Annotated in this window: 15 protein-coding genes and 1 riboswitch; of the genes, 1 reads left to right on the top strand and 14 read right to left on the bottom strand. The window is 69.7% G+C overall.

Translation table 11 applies throughout. The annotated features are described in order from the left end of the window. Positions 1–98: 98 nt before the first annotated feature. From ACIBLC_RS20320 to rpsB, 9 genes are all read right to left on the bottom strand, one after another. Positions 99–1,118, bottom strand: coding sequence for an ABC transporter ATP-binding protein (locus ACIBLC_RS20320; protein WP_399212395.1), 1,020 nt, complete (start codon positions 1,116–1,118; stop codon positions 99–101). Then, positions 1,119–2,795 carry an ABC transporter permease gene (locus ACIBLC_RS20315; RefSeq protein ID WP_399212394.1) on the bottom strand — a complete coding sequence of 559 codons (1,677 nt, stop codon included), beginning with the start codon at positions 2,793–2,795 and terminating at the stop codon, positions 1,119–1,121. Next, positions 2,771–3,862 carry a thiamine ABC transporter substrate binding subunit gene (locus ACIBLC_RS20310; RefSeq protein WP_399212393.1) on the bottom strand — a complete coding sequence of 364 codons (1,092 nt, stop codon included), beginning with the start codon at positions 3,860–3,862 and terminating at the stop codon, positions 2,771–2,773. The genes ACIBLC_RS20315 and ACIBLC_RS20310 overlap by 25 nt, the downstream gene beginning before the upstream one ends. Before the next feature lie 80 nt (positions 3,863–3,942). Continuing rightward, positions 3,943–4,061, bottom strand: a riboswitch (TPP riboswitch). 34 nt (positions 4,062–4,095) lie between these two features. Further along, complete coding sequence (gene rlmN / locus ACIBLC_RS20305) at positions 4,096–5,202, bottom strand: 23S rRNA (adenine(2503)-C(2))-methyltransferase RlmN (RefSeq protein WP_399212392.1); 1,107 nt, start codon at positions 5,200–5,202, stop codon at positions 4,096–4,098. 80 nt (positions 5,203–5,282) lie between these two features. Further along, the gene (locus ACIBLC_RS20300) at positions 5,283–6,413 is read right to left on the bottom strand and encodes a phosphatidate cytidylyltransferase (protein ID WP_399212391.1); all 1,131 of its coding nucleotides are present in this window, start codon (positions 6,411–6,413) and stop codon (positions 5,283–5,285) included. Continuing rightward, a complete protein-coding gene (frr, locus tag ACIBLC_RS20295; protein ID WP_389624763.1) occupies positions 6,413–6,970 on the bottom strand; it encodes a ribosome recycling factor in 558 nt (185 codons plus the stop codon). Before frr ends, ACIBLC_RS20300 begins: the two co-directional genes overlap by 1 nt. Before the next feature lie 168 nt (positions 6,971–7,138). After that, entirely contained in the window at positions 7,139–7,909 is a 771-nt protein-coding gene (pyrH, locus tag ACIBLC_RS20290) for a UMP kinase (RefSeq protein WP_399212390.1), read from the bottom strand. Positions 7,910–8,100: 191 nt separating this feature from the next. Further along, positions 8,101–8,937 carry a translation elongation factor Ts gene (tsf, locus tag ACIBLC_RS20285; RefSeq protein ID WP_399212389.1) on the bottom strand — a complete coding sequence of 279 codons (837 nt, stop codon included), beginning with the start codon at positions 8,935–8,937 and terminating at the stop codon, positions 8,101–8,103. Positions 8,938–9,033: 96 nt separating this feature from the next. Next, a complete protein-coding gene (rpsB, locus tag ACIBLC_RS20280) occupies positions 9,034–10,017 on the bottom strand; it encodes a 30S ribosomal protein S2 (protein WP_399212387.1) in 984 nt (327 codons plus the stop codon). 270 nt (positions 10,018–10,287) lie between these two features. On the opposite strand from rpsB, the gene ACIBLC_RS20275 reads away from it, so the two are divergent. After that, on the top strand, positions 10,288–10,908 hold the full coding sequence (locus tag ACIBLC_RS20275) for a murein hydrolase activator EnvC family protein (RefSeq protein WP_399212386.1): 621 nt from the start codon (positions 10,288–10,290) through the stop codon (positions 10,906–10,908). Positions 10,909–11,016: 108 nt separating this feature from the next. Here ACIBLC_RS20275 and ACIBLC_RS20270 read toward each other — a convergent pair whose 3' ends face one another. The 5 genes from ACIBLC_RS20270 to ACIBLC_RS20250 all read right to left on the bottom strand — a co-directional run bounded on the left by ACIBLC_RS20270 (position 11,017) and on the right by ACIBLC_RS20250 (position 16,301). Then, on the bottom strand, positions 11,017–11,574 hold the full coding sequence (locus ACIBLC_RS20270; RefSeq protein WP_399212516.1) for a TetR/AcrR family transcriptional regulator: 558 nt from the start codon (positions 11,572–11,574) through the stop codon (positions 11,017–11,019). A gap of 351 nt (positions 11,575–11,925) precedes the next feature. Then, entirely contained in the window at positions 11,926–12,768 is an 843-nt protein-coding gene (whiG, locus tag ACIBLC_RS20265) for an RNA polymerase sigma factor WhiG (protein ID WP_399212385.1), read from the bottom strand. A gap of 271 nt (positions 12,769–13,039) precedes the next feature. After that, the gene (gene dprA / locus ACIBLC_RS20260; RefSeq protein WP_399212384.1) at positions 13,040–14,185 is read right to left on the bottom strand and encodes a DNA-processing protein DprA; all 1,146 of its coding nucleotides are present in this window, start codon (positions 14,183–14,185) and stop codon (positions 13,040–13,042) included. Continuing rightward, entirely contained in the window at positions 14,182–15,807 is a 1,626-nt protein-coding gene (locus ACIBLC_RS20255) for a YifB family Mg chelatase-like AAA ATPase (RefSeq protein ID WP_399212383.1), read from the bottom strand. Before ACIBLC_RS20255 ends, dprA begins: the two co-directional genes overlap by 4 nt. Continuing rightward, a complete protein-coding gene (locus tag ACIBLC_RS20250) occupies positions 15,807–16,301 on the bottom strand; it encodes a YraN family protein (RefSeq protein WP_399212382.1) in 495 nt (164 codons plus the stop codon). The genes ACIBLC_RS20255 and ACIBLC_RS20250 overlap by 1 nt, the downstream gene beginning before the upstream one ends. Positions 16,302–16,442 lie beyond the last annotated feature (141 nt).

Genomic DNA, 16,442 nt, shown 5'->3' with positions numbered 1-16,442 from the left:
CACCTTATGCGGCGGAAGGTTCCCCGGGCACGGCGTTTTCGGGCACCGACGGACGGTCGGCCGCGGGCCGGCCCGGGGCTCGGCCCACGACGGCGAGCTCAGCCGAGGACGGCGATCTCGGCCGAGTCGAACTCCACCCCGACCCGGTCGCCGGGCTCCGGCGCCTCCCTGAGCGTGCACGCCGCTTCCAGCCGGGGCGCGTCCTCCGGTTGCAGCTGTACGGCGACGTGGGTGCCCCGGAAGGTGCGTCCGGCCACGGTGCAGCGCAGCCCTTCCGCCGCGTCCACCAGCCGTACGCCCGCGGGCCGCACGAGCAGTGTGCCCGGCCCCTGCCGGGTGCCCTCCGGCACCGGGACCTTCCCCCACGGGGTGTCCGCGGCCTCCCCGCTCACCGTCGCCTCCACCACGTTGTCGAAGCCGAGGAAGCGCGCGACGAACTCGTCGGCGGGGTACTGCCAGACCTCAAGCGGCGTGCCGGACTGGGCGATTCGTCCGTCGCGCATGACCACGACCCGGTCGGCGAGCGCGAAGGCCTCGCCCTGGTCGTGCGTGACGGCGAGCACGGTCGTACCCAACTCACCGAAGAGCTGCCGGAGTTCCACGACAAGGCGTTCCCGCAGCGAGCGGTCGAGCTGGCCGAGCGGTTCGTCGAGCATCAGCAGACGGGGGCGCGGAGCGAGGGCGCGGGCCAGCGCGACCCGCTGCTGCTCGCCCCCGGAGAGCGTGGCGACGGCCCTGCGTTCGGCACCCGGCAACCCGACGAGCTCCAGCAACTCCCGAACCCGTACCGCCTGTTCACCCTTGCCCGCGCCGTGCATCCGAAGCCCGAAGGCGACATTGCCGCCCACATCGCGCTGCGGGAAGAGCTGGTGGTCCTGGAACATCAGGCCGACGCCCCGCCGGTGCGCGGGCACCCCCGCCTGATCACGGCCGTCGAGGAGTACCCGGCCCGCGTCGAGCGACTGGAGTCCGGCCACCGCCCGCAGCAGCGTCGACTTGCCGCTGCCGCTCGGCCCCAGCACGCACACGATCTCGTGCTCGGCGACCGCTAGGCCGACATCGTCGAGCACCGCCCGCCCGCCGAAGCGCACGGTCGCGGTCTCAAGGCTCAGCAGCATCTAGAACTCCCCGGTCCGGTCGGTCCGTACCCGCTCCAACAGCAGCAGCGCCACCGCGCACACCACCATCAAGATCGTCGAAAGGGCCATCGCCTGGCCGTAGTTGAGGTCACCCGCGCGCCCGAGCAGCCGGGCCACGGCGACCGGCAGTGTCGGGTTGTCGGGCCGCGCGATGAAGACGGTCGCCCCGAACTCGCCCAGCGACACCGCGAAGGCGAAGCCGGCCGCGACCAGCAGCGCACGCCGCACCATCGGCAGATCGACCTCGCGCCACACCCGCCACGGAGACGCCCCGAGCACCGCCGCCGCCTCCCGCAGCCGCCCGTCCACCGCCCGCAGCACGGGCAGCATCGTCCGTACGACGAAGGGCACACCGACGAGCGCCTGCGCGAGCGGCACCAGGATCCAGCTGCTTCTGAGGTTGAGCGGCGGTTCGTCGAGCGCGATCAGGAACCCGAACCCGACGGTCACCGCCGACACGCCGAGCGGCAGCATCAGCAGCGCGTCGAAGCCTCGTACGAGACGGCCCGCCCGCCTGGTGAGGGCCGCGGCCGCCAGACCGCCGATCAGCACGGCGATGGCGGTGGCGGCGAGCGCGTACTCCAGGGAGTTGCCGATCGCCTCGATCGGCGCGACGAGGAAGATACCGCTGTCATCCGAGGTCAAAGCCCGGTAATACCCGAAGTCGGGCGCGTCCAGGGACCGTTGGACCAGCACGCCGAGCGGCAGCACGAGAAGCACGGCGATGGTCGCGAGCACTCCGGCGAGCAGCGCCCACTGCCCGGCCCCGCTCGGCCGGCGGGCGGTCACTTCCGGGGGCACCAGACGCAGGGCGGTCTCCCGGCGCCGTACGGTCCGGGCGTGCACGGCGAGGATCGCGCCCACCGCCACGAACTGGATGATCGTCAGCACCGCCGCCGTGGAGAGGTCGAAGATCTCCGAGGTCTGCCGGTAGATCTCGACCTCGAGAGTCGAGAAGGTGGGACCGCCCAGGATCTGCACCACACCGAAGGAGGTGAACGTGAAGAGGAAGACCATCAGCGCGGCGGCGGCCACGGCCGGGCTCAGGGCCGGCAGCGTCACCTTCCGCCAGGCCGCGAACCGGGAGGCGCCGAGCATCCTGGCGGCCTCCTCCTGTCGCGGGTCGAGCTGCGACCAGAGACCGCCGACCGTGCGGACGACGACCGCGTAGTTGAAGAAGACATGGGCGAGCAGGATCGCCCAGACGGTCGTGTCGAGCCGTACGCCCCACAGTTCGTCCAGGAGTCCGCCCCGGCCGACGAGGGCGAGGAACGCTGTCCCGACGACGACTGTCGGCAGCACGAACGGCACGGTCACCACCGCGCGCAGGATCTGCTTGCCCCTGAAATCGAAGCGCGCGAAAACATACGCGCCGGGGAGCGCGATCAGCAGCGTGAGCGCGGTCGAGGCGAGCGCCTGCCAGGTGGTGAACCACAGCACGTGCCGGATGTCGGACTGCGCGAGGACATCCCGGATCCGGCCGAACTGCCAGACCCCGTCGACCTTGAGACCGCGGGCCACGATCGCCGCCACCGGGTAGGCGAAGAAGACGCCGAAGAACGCGACGGGCAGGGCCATGAGCCCGAGCCGCGCCGCGCCTCCCCGACGGGACTTCCCGCGCACCCGGGGCGTTACTTCAGTACGAGTGAGGTCCACGACTTGACCCACTGGTCACGGTTGTCGGCGACCTTGGCCGGGTCCATGGTCTCGGGGTCCTTGGCCTGCGGACCGAACTCCGTGAACTCGGCCGGCACCGTGGCCCCCTCGACCACCGGGTACACGAACATGTTCAGCGGCATGTCCTCCTGGAATTTCTTGGTGATCAGGAAGTCGAGGAGAGCCTCACCGCCCTTGGTGTTCCCGGCGTTGCTCAGCAGCCCCGCGTACTCGACCTGCCGGAAGCAGGTGCCGGCCGCGACGCCGGTCGGCGCGGTCTTCGGCTTCGGGTCGGCGTAGATGACCTCGGCGGGTGGCGAGGAGGCGTACGAGACGACCAGCGGCCGGTCCGCCTTGGCCTTCTTGCCTCCGGCCGACCCGGAGAACTCCTCGTTGTAGGCCTGCTCCCAGCCGTCGACGACCTTGACGCCGTTGGCCTTGAGCTTCGTCCAGTAGTCCTGCCAGGCGTCGTCGCCGTACTTCGCCGCCGTCCCCAGCAGGAAGCCGAGGCCGGGCGAGGACGTCGAGGCGTTCTCGGTGACCAGCAGGTTCTTGTACTCGGGCTTGACGAGATCGGCGAAGGACGCCGGCGGAGCCAGCTTGTGCTCGGTGAAGTAGGCCTTGTCGTAGTTGACGCAGATGTCGCCGGTGTCGATGGGCGTGACCCGGTGCTCGTCCCCGTCGACCCGGTACTCCGGGAGGATCTGGTCCGAGCCCTTGGCCTCGTACGACTGGAAGAGCCCGTTGTCGAGCGCCCGGGACAGCAGGGTGTTGTCGACGCCGAAGAAGACGTCGCCCTGCGGGTTGTCCTTGGTGAGGATCGCCTTGTTGACGGCCTGCCCGGCGTCGCCGTCCTTGAGCACCTTGACCGTGTACCCGGACTCCTTCTCGAAGGCGCTCAGCACGTCCTTGGAGTACGTGAAGGAGTCATGACTGACGAGGGTCACGGTCTTGGAGTCACCGCCGCTTCCGGAACCTGACTCTGTCGAGCCGCACCCGGAGAGCGTGACGAGCCCCAGCCCCAGACCGACGAGACCGACGGCCGTGATCGTCTTCTTCTTGCTCACTGAATTCCTCCTGGGATGACCAGGAAGAGACGCGGCCCTGCCCCGGAACCTGTCGGAGGTGCCGGGGCAGGGCGCAACAGCTTGAGTATTGACCGAACTTCCTACCCAGAATGACCTGGGCAAGGTTCTGAGGGTCTGCGGCCCACCGGTGACCCGGCTGCCGCACTCTCAGCGCTGTGGCGCTCCCCTGTCGGAATATGAAGATGTGGATTTCGCGGTTGTTCCCCGCCAGGTTACCGCTCGGTGGCCGCGAGCTGTCCGCACGCCCCGTCGATCTCCTGGCCACGGGTGTCCCGGACGGTGACCGGCACCCCGTGGGCCGCGATCGCGTCGACGAACGCCTTCTCGTCCTCGGGCCGCGAGGCGGTCCACTTCGAACCCGGCGTGGGGTTCAACGGGATGAGGTTGACGTGCACGGGCTTGCCCTTGAGCATCCGCCCGAGCCGGTCACCACGCCATGCCTGGTCGTTGATGTCCCTGATCAGCGCGTACTCGATGGAGAGCCGGCGCCCCGACCTGGCCGCGTACTCCCAGCCGGCGTCCAGCACCTCCCGCACGTTCCACCGCGTGTTCACGGGGACGAGGGTGTCACGCAGCTCGTCGTCGGGCGCGTGCAGGGAGATGGCGAGGCGGCACTTGAAGCCCTCGTCGGAGAACCGGTTGATCGCCGGGACAAGCCCGACGGTCGACACGGTGATGCCCCGCTGCGACAGGCCGAGCCCGTCGGGCTCGGGGTCGGTGAGGGCGCGGATCGCTCCGACCACCCTCTTGTAGTTGGCGAGCGGCTCGCCCATGCCCATGAAGACGATGTTGCTGAGCCGCGCCGGACCACCCGGGATCTCGCCGTCCCTGAGCGACCGCATGCCGTCCACGATCTGGTGCACGATCTCGCCGGTGGACAGGTTCCGGTCGAGCCCGGCCTGCCCGGTCGCGCAGAACGGGCAGTTCATCCCGCAGCCGGCCTGCGAGCTGATGCACATGGTCACCCGGTCCGGGTACCGCATCAGCACGGACTCGACGAGCGTCCCGTCGAAGAGCCGCCACAAGGTCTTGCGGGTGGTCTCCTGGTCGGTCGACAGATGCCGCACCACCGTCATCAGCTCGGGAAGCAACGCCTCCTGGAGCTTCCCGCGCGAGGCGGCCGGAATGTCCGTCCACTGCTCGGGATCGTGCGCGAACCGCGCGAAGTAGTGCTGCGAGAGCTGTTTGGCACGGAACGGCTTCTCACCAACCGCGGCAACGGCCTCTTTACGCTCGGCAGGCGTGAGATCGGCAAGGTGCCGCGGCGGCTTCTTGGCTCCGCGCGGGGCGACGAATGTAAGTTCTCCAGGATTAGGCATGGCCGTACCAGTGTCGCAGACATAGGAACAGGGGCTCGCCGCCCTGTGGACAACGAGCCCCCGAACGACGAACCCGCAGGTCAGCCGGACCCGACGAAGAGCACCAGCAGCAGCCACACGACCGGAGCCGTGGGCAGCAGGGAGTCCAGCCGGTCCATGATGCCGCCGTGTCCCGGCAGCAGCGTGCCCATGTCCTTGATGCCGAGGTCCCGCTTGATCATGGACTCGCCGAGGTCCCCGAGCGTGGCGCTGGCCGCGACCGCGAGGCCGAGGAGCAGTCCCTGCCACCAGGTGCCGTCGTCGATCAGGAACTCCATCAACAGCGCACCCGCCGCCATCGCGAAGGTGACCGCTCCGAGCAGGCCCTCGCGGGTCTTGCCGGGGCTGATGCGCGGCGCCAGCTTGTGCTTGCCGAAGCGCCAGCCGATCGCGTACGCGCCGGTGTCGCTGACCACGGCGAGCAGCAGGAAGGTGAGCACCCGCCGTGAACCGTCGTCGGCCGCGAGCATCAGCGCGACGAACGTGGCCAGGAACGGGATGTAGAAGGCCGCGAAAACGCCGGCCGTGACGTCCTTGAGGTAACCCTCAGGAGGCTCCGTCATACGCCAGACCAGGACGGCCAGCGCGGTGAGTGCCATCGCCACCCAGGCGCCCTCGGCGCCCCGTACGTAACCGGAGACGACCATCGCCGCACCGCCGAGCGCCAGCGGCACGAGGGGCGCCTTGATGCCCTTGCGCTCCTCGAGCCGGGAGGTGAGCTCCCACAGCCCCACCACCACGGCGACCGCTATCACGCCGATGAAGACGGCCTTGACGATGAGCAAGGACGCGACGATCACCACACCGAGCCCGACAGCCACCCCTATGGCCGCGCCCAAGTCGCGTCCCGCAGTCTTCTTCTGCGGTGCGGGGGCGGGCTGTGGGGCGCTGGGCATGGGCTCCTGCGGCTTCTGCGACGGGCCCCCGAAGGGCGGCGCCGTCGCCGACGAGTCGTCGCGGAACAGGGGACCGCTCAGCCGAGCGGTCCCCCGGTCGTCATCCTGGTCTCCGCCGTGTGCGGGTACGTCGGGCACGATGGGCATGGGGCGAGTGTGCTGCGCGTCATACGCATCGTATGCGGGACCCGCCGGGGCAGCCCCCTGGACAGGCCCCTGCTCGGGCGCCCCCCAGTACCCGGCTTGTGGCGGCGCCCCCCAGGAAGAGTCGTTCATCAGACCTCGAGCAGCTCCGCTTCCTTGTGCTTGAGGAGCTCGTCCACCTGGGCGGCGTACTTCGCCGTGGTGTCGTCGAGTTCCTTCTCCGCACGGCGGCCCTCGTCCTCGCCGACCTCGCCGTCCTTGACCAGCTTGTCGATGGTCTCCTTCGCCTTGCGGCGGACGGAGCGGATCGAGATCTTGGCGTCCTCACCCTTGGTCTTGGCGACCTTGATGAACTCCTTGCGGCGCTCCTGGGTGAGCTCCGGGAAAACCACCCGGATGATGTTGCCGTCGTTGCTCGGGTTGACACCCAGGTCGGAGTCACGGATCGCCTGCTCGATGTTGCGCATCGCGCTCTTGTCGAACGGGGTCACCACCGCCATGCGCGGCTCGGGCACCGAGAAGGAGGCCAGCTGGTTGATCGGCGTCAGTGCGCCGTAGTAGTCGGCCACGATCTTGTTGAACATCGCCGGGTGCGCACGACCGGTGCGGATCGCGGCGAAGTCCTCCTTGGCGACCACGACGGCCTTCTCCATCTTCTCCTCGGCCTCGAGGAGGGTCTCTTCGATCACCACTTGCTCCTGCGTGTCTTGAGTAGGCCCGGCAACTGTTCCTCGTAGGGGCGGCAGCCGGCTGCGTCGCGTCTTGTTCCTGCACGGTTCCCGACCCGCGGGACATTGTCCATCCCCCGGTCAGGGTCCGTACCCGGTCGGGCTCGACCCCGGTCGGGGCCGGTCCCGTCAGGCCCGGCTGCTGTGTTCACCCACAAGTGTGCCGATCTTCTCACCCTTGACGGCTCGCGCGATATTGCCCTCCGCCAGGAGCTCGAAGACCAGGATGGGCAGCTTGTTGTCCCGGCACAGCGTGATGGCGGTCATGTCGGCGACCTTGAGGTCGCGGGTGATGACCTCCCCGTAGCTGAGCGAGTCGAACTTGACGGCCTCGGGGTTGGTCTTCGGGTCGGAGTCGTACACACCGTCGACGCCGTTCTTGCCCATCAGCAGGGCCTCGGCGTCGATCTCCAGCGCGCGCTGGGCGGCGGTGGTGTCGGTGGAGAAGTACGGCATGCCCATACCGGCGCCGAAGATGACCACACGGCCCTTCTCCAGGTGCCGTACGGCGCGCAGCGGGATGTACGGCTCGGCGACCTGCCCCATGGTGATGGCGGTCTGGACACGGCTGTCGATGCCTTCCTTCTCCAGGAAGTCCTGGAGGGCCAGGCAGTTCATGACCGTGCCGAGCATGCCCATGTAGTCGGAGCGGGCCCTGTCCATGCCGCGCTGCTGGAGTTCGGCACCGCGGAAGAAGTTGCCGCCGCCGAGGACGACCGCGATCTGGGCGCCGCCGCGCACGACGGCCGCGATCTCGCGGGCGATCTTGTGCACCACGTCGGGGTCGACGCCCAGTCCGCCGCCACCGGCGAACGCCTCGCCGGAGAGCTTCAGCATGAAGCGTCCCGCGCCTTTGCCGTCCTCGGTCGTCTCGCCCTTGTCGGCCTGGGTGGTGGTCATGGGTCTCTCGCCTCTTTTACGTGTCACACAAACGAAGAAGGCCATTGCCGCTGGGGTGTTGTTCGCATCCCATGCCCGGCAATGGCCTCCTCGTCAGATCTGCTGTCGTCCGACACGCACGCGCGCGTGCCCACGTACGCGGGCGACTGCTGTCGACCCTAGCGGGGTCGGGCGTCGATCGCGGTACGGACTCAGATGCCGACCTTGATGCGCACGAAGCGCTTCAGGGCGACACCGGCCTCGTCCAGAATCTTCTGGACGGACTTCTTGTTGTCGAGCGCGTACGGCTGACCGAGGAGGGTGGCCTCCTTGAAGAAGCCGTTGACGCGACCCTCGACGATCTTCGGGAGCGCGGCCTCCGGCTTGCCCTCGGCGCGCGTGGTCTCCTCGGCGACGCGGCGCTCGGACTCGACGACCTCGGCCGGAACGTCCTCGCGGGAGAGGTACTTCGGCGCGAAGGCGGCGATGTGCTGCGCGATCCCCTTGGCGAGCTCGGCGTTCGGCTTGTCCAGCTCGACCAGGACACCGATCTGCGGGGGCAGGTCGGGCATGGTGCGGTGCATGTACGCGGCCACGAAGGCGCCGGAGAACTGGGCGAAGCGGTCCAGGACGATCTTCTCGCCCAGGCTGGCGTTGGCCTCGTCGACGAACGTCTGAACCGTCTTGCCGGCCTCGATCTCGGAGCCCAGCAGGGCGTCGAGGTCGGCCGGGGAGGTCTTGACGACGTGCTCGGCGATCTGGTTGGCGACGGCCTGGAACTTCTCGCCCTTGGCGACGAAGTCCGTCTCGCACTTCAGCTCGACCAGGACACCGGAGGTGTTGTCGTCGGCGATGATGGAGACCACAGCGCCGTTCTCGGCGGAGCGGCCCTCGCGCTTGGCGACGCCCTTCTGGCCCTTGATCCGCAGCGCCTCGACGGCCTTGTTGACGTTGCCGTCGGCCTCGTCCAGCGCCTTCTTGCAGTCCATCATGCCAGCGCCGGTGAGCTCACGGAGCTTCTTGACGTCGGCGGCGGTGTAGTTCGCCATGATTCCTGGAATCTCTCTCGAAGTCTGAAGATCTACGGGCCGAACGGCGGGGGCTTGGTGCGCCCCCGCCGTTCAGAACCCGAAGGGGTGAGGGGGTCAGGCCTTCTCGGCGTCCGCGGCGGGGGCCTCGTCGGCGACCGGGGCTTCGGCGGCGGGCGCCTCGGCGACAGGAGCGTCGGCCGGCTTCTCGGCCTCGGCGGCGGGGGCCTCGTCAGCGGCGGCTTCGGCGGCGGGCGCCTCGACCGGCTCGGCGTCGGCGACCTTCTCCGTCTCGGCGGAGGTCTGGACCTCGGCGTCGTCGGCCTTCTTCTCGCCCTCGAGCAGGTCGCGCTCCCACGCGGCGAGCGGCTCGCCCGCGGCCTTCTCACCCTTGTCACCGGTGTTGACGCCGGAACGGGAGATGAGGCCCTCGGCGACAGCGTCGGCGATCACGCGGGTGAGCAGGGTGACGGAGCGGATCGCGTCGTCGTTGCCCGGGATCTTGTAGTCGACCTCGTCGGGGTCGCAGTTGGTGTCGAGGATGGCGACGACCGGAATGTTCAGCTTCCGGGCCTCACCGACCGCGATGTGCTCCTTCTTGGTGTCCACGATCCAGACGGCGCTGGGAACCTTGGACATCTCGCGGATACCACCGAGGGTCTTCTCCAGCTTGGCCTTCTCGCGCGAGAGCACGAGAAGCTCCTTCTTGGTGAGACCCGACGCGGCGACGTCCTCGAAGTCGATCTGCTCGAGCTCCTTGAGGCGCTGCAGACGCTTGTAGACGGTCGAGAAGTTGGTGAGCATGCCGCCCAGCCAGCGCTGGTTGACGTAGGGCATGCCGACGCGGGTGGCCTGCTCGGCGATGGCCTCCTGCGCCTGCTTCTTCGTGCCGACGAACATGACCGTGCCGCCATGGGCGACGGTCTCCTTGACGAACTCGTAGGCGCGGTCGATGTACGACAGCGACTGGAGCAGGTCGATGATGTAGATGCCGTTGCGCTCCGTGAAGATGAACCGCTTCATCTTCGGGTTCCAACGACGGGTCTGGTGACCGAAGTGGACGCCGCTTTCCAGCAGCTCCCGCATCGTGACGACGGCCATGGCCGTTCTCCTTGGTGTTCTCGGTTGTGCTGCGAGTGCCGGACGGCACCCGCTCCTGACGCCCGCGACGCGCCTTGCCACTAGGGACCGAGAGGCGCTGACACCGGCTGTTCACGGCCTGGTGTCGGGGCGTGCGAAGTCGACCCGGTCGCCCGGATCGCCACCAGAAGTGTACGGGACCCGAGAGGCACCGGGTGACGCCGCTGTCCACAACCGGCTGGTGCTCCACAGACCCCGGCCAAGACCGGCCGGATACGGGACGGTTGCCGCATGCGAGCGAACCGATGTCCGCGTATCTGGCCGGCCCTGCTGCTGGTACTGACAGTGACCTTCCTGGGTTCCCTGCCCCTGTCCGCCCTGGCCTGGACGACCGGCCCCGAGCCACCGGACCCGCCCCTACCCCTGGGCCCGCCGACCACCGATCCGACGGTCCCTGCCGTCGCCCGCGCATGGCCCGTGGGTGTACGTCCCTTGGTCGTACGAGGCTGGGATCCCCCGGCGACGACCTACGGCCGCGGCCACCGGGGCGTCGACCTCGCGGCACCCCCGGGCAGCCCGGTCAGGGCCGTCGCCCCAGGCCGGGTGTCCTTCGCGGGCCAGGTCGCGGGACGCGGGGTGGTCGCTGTGGAACTGGCAGACACGGGCACACCACCGCTGCGCACGACGTACGGGCCGGTACGGGCGTCGGTGTCGAAGGGCGCCGAGATCGCGGCCGGCGAGGTACTGGGCACCGTGGAACCGGGCGCTTCCCCCTGCCCGACTTCATGCCTGCACTGGGGCCTGCTCAGAGGCAAGATCTACCTGGACCCGCTGTCCCTGCTCCCGCCCTGGCTGCTGCGCAGAGGCCCGTCCCGCTTGCTGCCGGTGACAGGGGTTCCGTTTCCGTCATAGCCGACCCGGCTACGGGCTCACGCGCCGCTGGGAATGGACGTGCCCCGGATACGCGGCGACGCCACAAAGGGAGACGCCGCCCCACGCCAGCGGCCGGAAAGCAGGGGCTCAGCCCCGAACGCCCCGCAGCGCCATAGCGACCGCCGCGTCCGTGATGGAGGTGTGATCCTCGGCGGCCCCCACTTCGATCCGCCGCACAGCCGCGTCCACCACACCCTGAAGAAGCATCGCCGCCAGCCGCGGCTCCGCGTGCCCCAGCTCCCCGAGCGCCTCGACGATCATCGCGACGAGTCCGCCGTGCGCCGCCCGGATCTTCTCCCGGGCACCGGCATCGAGCTCGCTCGCGGAGATGGCCACCACGGCCCGGTGCCGCCGGTCCCCGACGAGAGCCAGCTGCTGCCGGACGTAGGCCTCGACCTTGGCCTCCGCGGTATCCGCCCGCTGCATCGCGTCGGACACCTCGGCCGCCCAGACCGGGAAGTCGACCTCGCACAGTTCCTCGACCACGGCCGCCCGCGACCGGAAGTACTCGTAGACGGAGGACCGCGCGAGCCCTGTGCGCTCGGCGAGAGCGGGGAAGGTCAGCGCCTCCGTCCCGCCCTCGGACAGCAGGGACCGCGCCGCGTCCAGCAGGGCGGCTCGCTGCATCGACCGGTGCTCGGCCACGGAGGCCGCTCGAATCCTTGGCACGCCACCACTTTACGGACGGACCGACCCGAACGGCACCCACTCCGATCACCCGAGAAAGCGAAGCGGCGACAAACAGGGTGAAGACAGCCGCAACCCGGGACCGAGCCAGGGGCCGGTGAGGCACGGATCGAGGGCGGAGCCACGGAAGGGGGCAGACGGCGAGCCAAGGCAAGGGCACCGGGCAGCGGGCAGCGCAGTGGACAGGCCAGCAGGTCAGGCAGGGACCAACGGCCGGCCAAGCCAGAGGCCGAGGCGAAGGCGGAAGCAAAGGCGGAGGCGGAGGTAGAGACAGAGGCAGAGACGATTCAGCACCCTGCCCCCTCGGGGTCAGCGCCCGAAACTGGCCAGCTTCGCCCGCAACTGAAGCACCGACTTCGTATGGATCTGGCTCACCCGACTTTCCGTCACTCCCAGCACATTGCCGATCTCGGCGAGTGTGAGCCCTTCGTAGTAGTACAGCGTCACCACGGTCTTCTCCCGGTCGGGCAGCGTGTTGATCGCCCGCGCCAGAAACCTCCGCAGCTCCCGGCCCTCCGCGACCTCCACCGGATTGTCGGCCGCGGTGTCCTCAAGGGTGTCCATCAGACTCAGCCGGTCGCCGCCCTCGCCGCCGACGTGCAGCAGCTCCTCCAGAGCCACCACGTTCGCCAGCGACAACTGGCTGAAGACCGCGTGGAGTTCGTCCACCCCGATCCCCATCTCGGAGGCCACCTCACCCTCCGACGGGGTGCGCCGCAACCGCGCCTCCAGGGTCGCGTAGGCCCGCTCCACATTGCGCGCCTTCTGGCGCACGGACCGCGGAATCCAGTCCAGCGCGCGCAGTTCGTCGATCATCGCGCCGCGGATCCGCGTGATCGCGTACGTCTCGAACTTGATCTCCCGCTCGATGTCGAACTTCTCGATCGCGTCGATCAGCCCGAACACGCCCGAGGAGACGAAGTCCGCCTGCTCGACATTGGCCGGCAGACCTACGCTCACCCGCCCGGCGACGTACTTCACCAGCGGCGAGTAGTGCAGGATCAACTGCTCCCGCAGCCGCTCGTCGCCCGTCGACTTGTACGACCGCCACAGCTCGTCGAGCGTCGAGGGAGCGGGCGGGCGCACGCTGCGGCCGTCACGGGCGGCCGGGGGGATCGCCGCCCGGTCGGACCCGGAGGTGTGCTGGGGCATTCGTCGCCTTGTGCCGTTCTGCCGTGAACTGGGGATGCCTGGGTGAGCTGTCGGTCCGATGTCGAGTTGCCTGTCTGCACCGGAAACCCCGTGAGCGTAGCGTGACTGGAGCGTCGCAGTGCGCGAAGGCTTCGCGATCACCCCTGCGCAGATACGTTCCGCTGGACACCCTCCGGAGTCCGGGTGATCGCCCTGAGTGACCACCCGAAGACGCCAACTGCGGGAATTGCCAAGGCTGTCGGCGTTCGCCCGGACGGCCGAACACACTCGGTCAGCGCCCGCTTCGATCACCGCGGACGGAGATCATTGCCTGGCGTGTCAACTTCCAGCCGTCGCCGTGTCGTTCGACGAAACCAAGTGCTCGGAGTTCGTACAGTCTCCCGACCGCCTCGTCCGTCGTGGTCCCCGCGCCGCGGGCGACCTCGTCGGCCGCCGCCAGGCCGCGGGCCGGCAGCGCGGCCAGCACCCGCCCGGTGCCGGGATCGAGCAGGTCACGCGGCAGCACGGGCCCTCGCCTGTCGGGAGCCAGCTCTCCTATGTCGCCCACCAGCTCGGCGACTTCCGCGGCGTCGGAGACCAGCACCGCGTCTCCGCGCAACAGTTCGTGCACCCCGGCCGACAGCCCGCTGGTGACGGGCCCCGGCACCCCTATCGTGAACCGCCCGAGCCGCGCCGCCGCACGGGCCGTGACCAGCGCACCACTGCGGTAGGCGGCCTCGACGACCACCGTTCCCCGGGTGAGCGCCGCGATGACCCTGTTCCGGAGGATGAATCTGCTCGGCGTGGGGTGTTCGCCAGGCGGCAACTCCCCGATCACCAGACCCTGTTCGGCGATCCTGGTGATCAACTCGGTGTGCCCGCGAGGATAGGGCCTGTCGACACCGCAGGCCAGCACGGCGACGGTGGCGCCGCCCGCGCCCAGAGCACCCCGGTGCGCGGCGCCGTCCACACCGTATGCGCCGCCCGACACCACCACCCACCCCCGCTCGGCGAGCCCCGCGCCCAGCGTGGCCGCCACATGCGCGCCGTACTCGGTGCAGGCCCGCGCTCCGACGACAGCGACGGAGCGCAGTGCCCATATCCGCAGGCTGGGCCGCCCCCGTACCCAGAGTCCGGTGGGCCGGGCGTCGCCCAGGTCGTCGAGCTGTGCGGGCCACTGCGGCTCACCGGGGCAGATGAACCTGGCGCCGGCATCCTCCGCTTCGGCCAGATCCCGCTCAGGCCGCATCCGGGAGGCCCGGCCCAGCAGCCCCTCCCAGCGTTGCGCGCTCGCTCCGGGCAGCGGCTCCCGGCCCTCCACCAGCCGCCGCACCACCTCCACCGCCCCGAACTCCCGCAGCCACCGCCCTCCGAGCTCGTCGCCGGGTTCGAGGACTCGAGTGAGGGCGACGCGGGCCGTCCGTTCGTCGTACGTCATGACGGCGAGCCGATCATCATCGGTACCCCTCGTGGGACTCCGGTGCGCAGTTGCAGGGCCAGGGCCACATCCCCGGCGTCGGGCCGGTCGTGTCCCGAGAGGTCGGCCACGGTCCAGGCGACCCGCAGGACCCGGTCCAGGCCGCGCGCGGTCAGCACGCCTCGCTCCAGTCCGCGCTCGGCCTCGTCCATCGCGCCCGGCAGCGCCTGCCAGCGGCTGCGCAGTTCACGACCCGGTACCTCGCTGTTCGTGTGCCAGTGGGTGCCGGCCAATCGCGCGGCGGACCGCTCGCGTGCGTTACGTACCCGGTCGGCGACCACCCGGGTCGACTCGCCCAGGGCGCCGGCCGCCGTCAGCTCGGACCGGGTGACCGGCTCGACCTCGACCCGCAGGTCGATCCGGTCGAGGAGCGGGCCGGACAGCCTGGCCTGGTAGCGGCGGACTGAGGAGGGCGGGCACTCACAGATGTCGTTCGCCACGCTGAACCGCCCGCAGGGGCAGGGGTTGGCGGCGAGGACCATCAGGAACTTCGCCGGAAACCGGACGACCCCGGCGCTGCGCGCGATCACGACATGCCCAGCCTCCAGAGGCTGCCGCAGGGCATCGAGGACAAACCCACTGAATTCCGGCGCCTCATCCAGAAAGAGCACACCTCTGTGCGACAGGGACACCGCGCCGGGCCTGGCGAGCCCCTTGCCGCCGCCGACGAGGGACTGCATCGTCGCCGAATGGTGGGGCGCGCAGTACGGCGGGATGTCCACCATCGGCTTCCCCGGTGGCAGCAGGCCGGCCACCGAGTGGATCGCCGTGACCTCCAGGGATTCCTGCCTGTTGAGACGGGGCAGCAGCGAGGGCATCCGCTCGGCGAGCATGGTCTTGCCCGCGCCGGGTGGTCCCTGGAGAAAGACGTGGTGCCCACCGGCCGCCGCGACCTCCATGGCGGTGCGTGCCGACAACTGGCCGACGACGTCGGCGAGGTCGTGCCCCAGATCGTGCTCAGGCACCGCCATGCCGCACAGGCCGGTGGCCTCCCCCGTGCCCGGCATACGCAGACCCGCCAGCAGTGGATCGGGCCGCCCCTGCTCGTCCGGATCCTCCTCGGGCACCGGTTCGTCCGTGAGGACGGCGATCAGCTGGCGCAGACTCCGGACCCCTAGCACCGACACCCCCGGCACGAGCGAGGCCTCGGCGGCGGCACACTCGGGTACCACCACCTGTTCGTAGCCGGCGTTCGCCGCGGCCAGGACGGCCGGCAGGATTCCGCGCACCGGCCGGACCCGCCCGTCGAGACCCAGCTCGCCGATCATCACGATGTCGGCGAGCACCCGCGGATCGATCCGTTCGCAAGCGCCCAGTACGGCGCTGGCAATGGCGAGGTCGAATCCCGAACCGCTCTTGGGGACGGAAGCCGGGCTCAGCCCGACCGTCAGCTTCTTCTGCGGCCAGGAAGCCCCGGAATTCACCACGGCCGCGCGAACCCGGTCCTTGCTCTCCGTCAGACTCTTGTCCGGCAGTCCCACCAGGGTGAACGCCGCGACACCCGGTTCCAGGTCCGCCTGGACCTCCACGACGACGCCCTCGACACCGACCAGGGCCACCGAACACGTACGGGCGAACCCCATCACGCCACCCCCCGCGCATGCTCGACCACGGGCGCGCCGCGGTCGGGGAGGACGACGCCGATCAGGTCGATGCGGACGCCGCCCGGCGGAGCCCCGCCATGTTCCTGGAGCCAGCGTTCCGCCAGGCCGCGCAGGCGTTGCGCCTTGGCCGGGGTGACGGCGGCCATCGGGTGTTCGAAGGCTCCGTCCCTGCGGGTCTTCACCTCGCAGACGACGAGCGCGTCGCCGTCACGGGCCACGATGTCGATCTCACCGGTCCGGCCGGCGCGCCAGTTGCGCGCCAGCACCGTCATCCCGGTCTCGGTCAGCCGCCGCGCGGCCAGATCCTCGCCGTACCTGCCGAGTGCACTGCGCTGGGCATTGCTTTGCGCACCGCGGTGGGCATTGCTTGGTGCATCACGGTGGGCATTGCTTGGTGCACCGCGGTGAGCATTGCGATGCGCGTCGCGGTGAGCATTGTCCTGTGCGTCGCTCTGTACGTTGCGTGTGTTCATGTCGGCACCACCTCCGGCGCCAACATTGCGGCCACTTCGGCCCGCTATTGGATCTTGGTGGACGAGTCGACGCTTGTGGAAAACTCCGTCACCCACACGAGCGGGCGCCCGCTCCAGAAGCGGACGCCCGGCGAACAGCCA

This window comes from Streptomyces sp. NPDC050535, assembly GCF_044457665.1.
In the GTDB taxonomy this organism is placed as follows: domain Bacteria; phylum Actinomycetota; class Actinomycetes; order Streptomycetales; family Streptomycetaceae; genus Streptomyces.
This window is presented reverse-complemented; position numbering and strand designations above follow the sequence as displayed.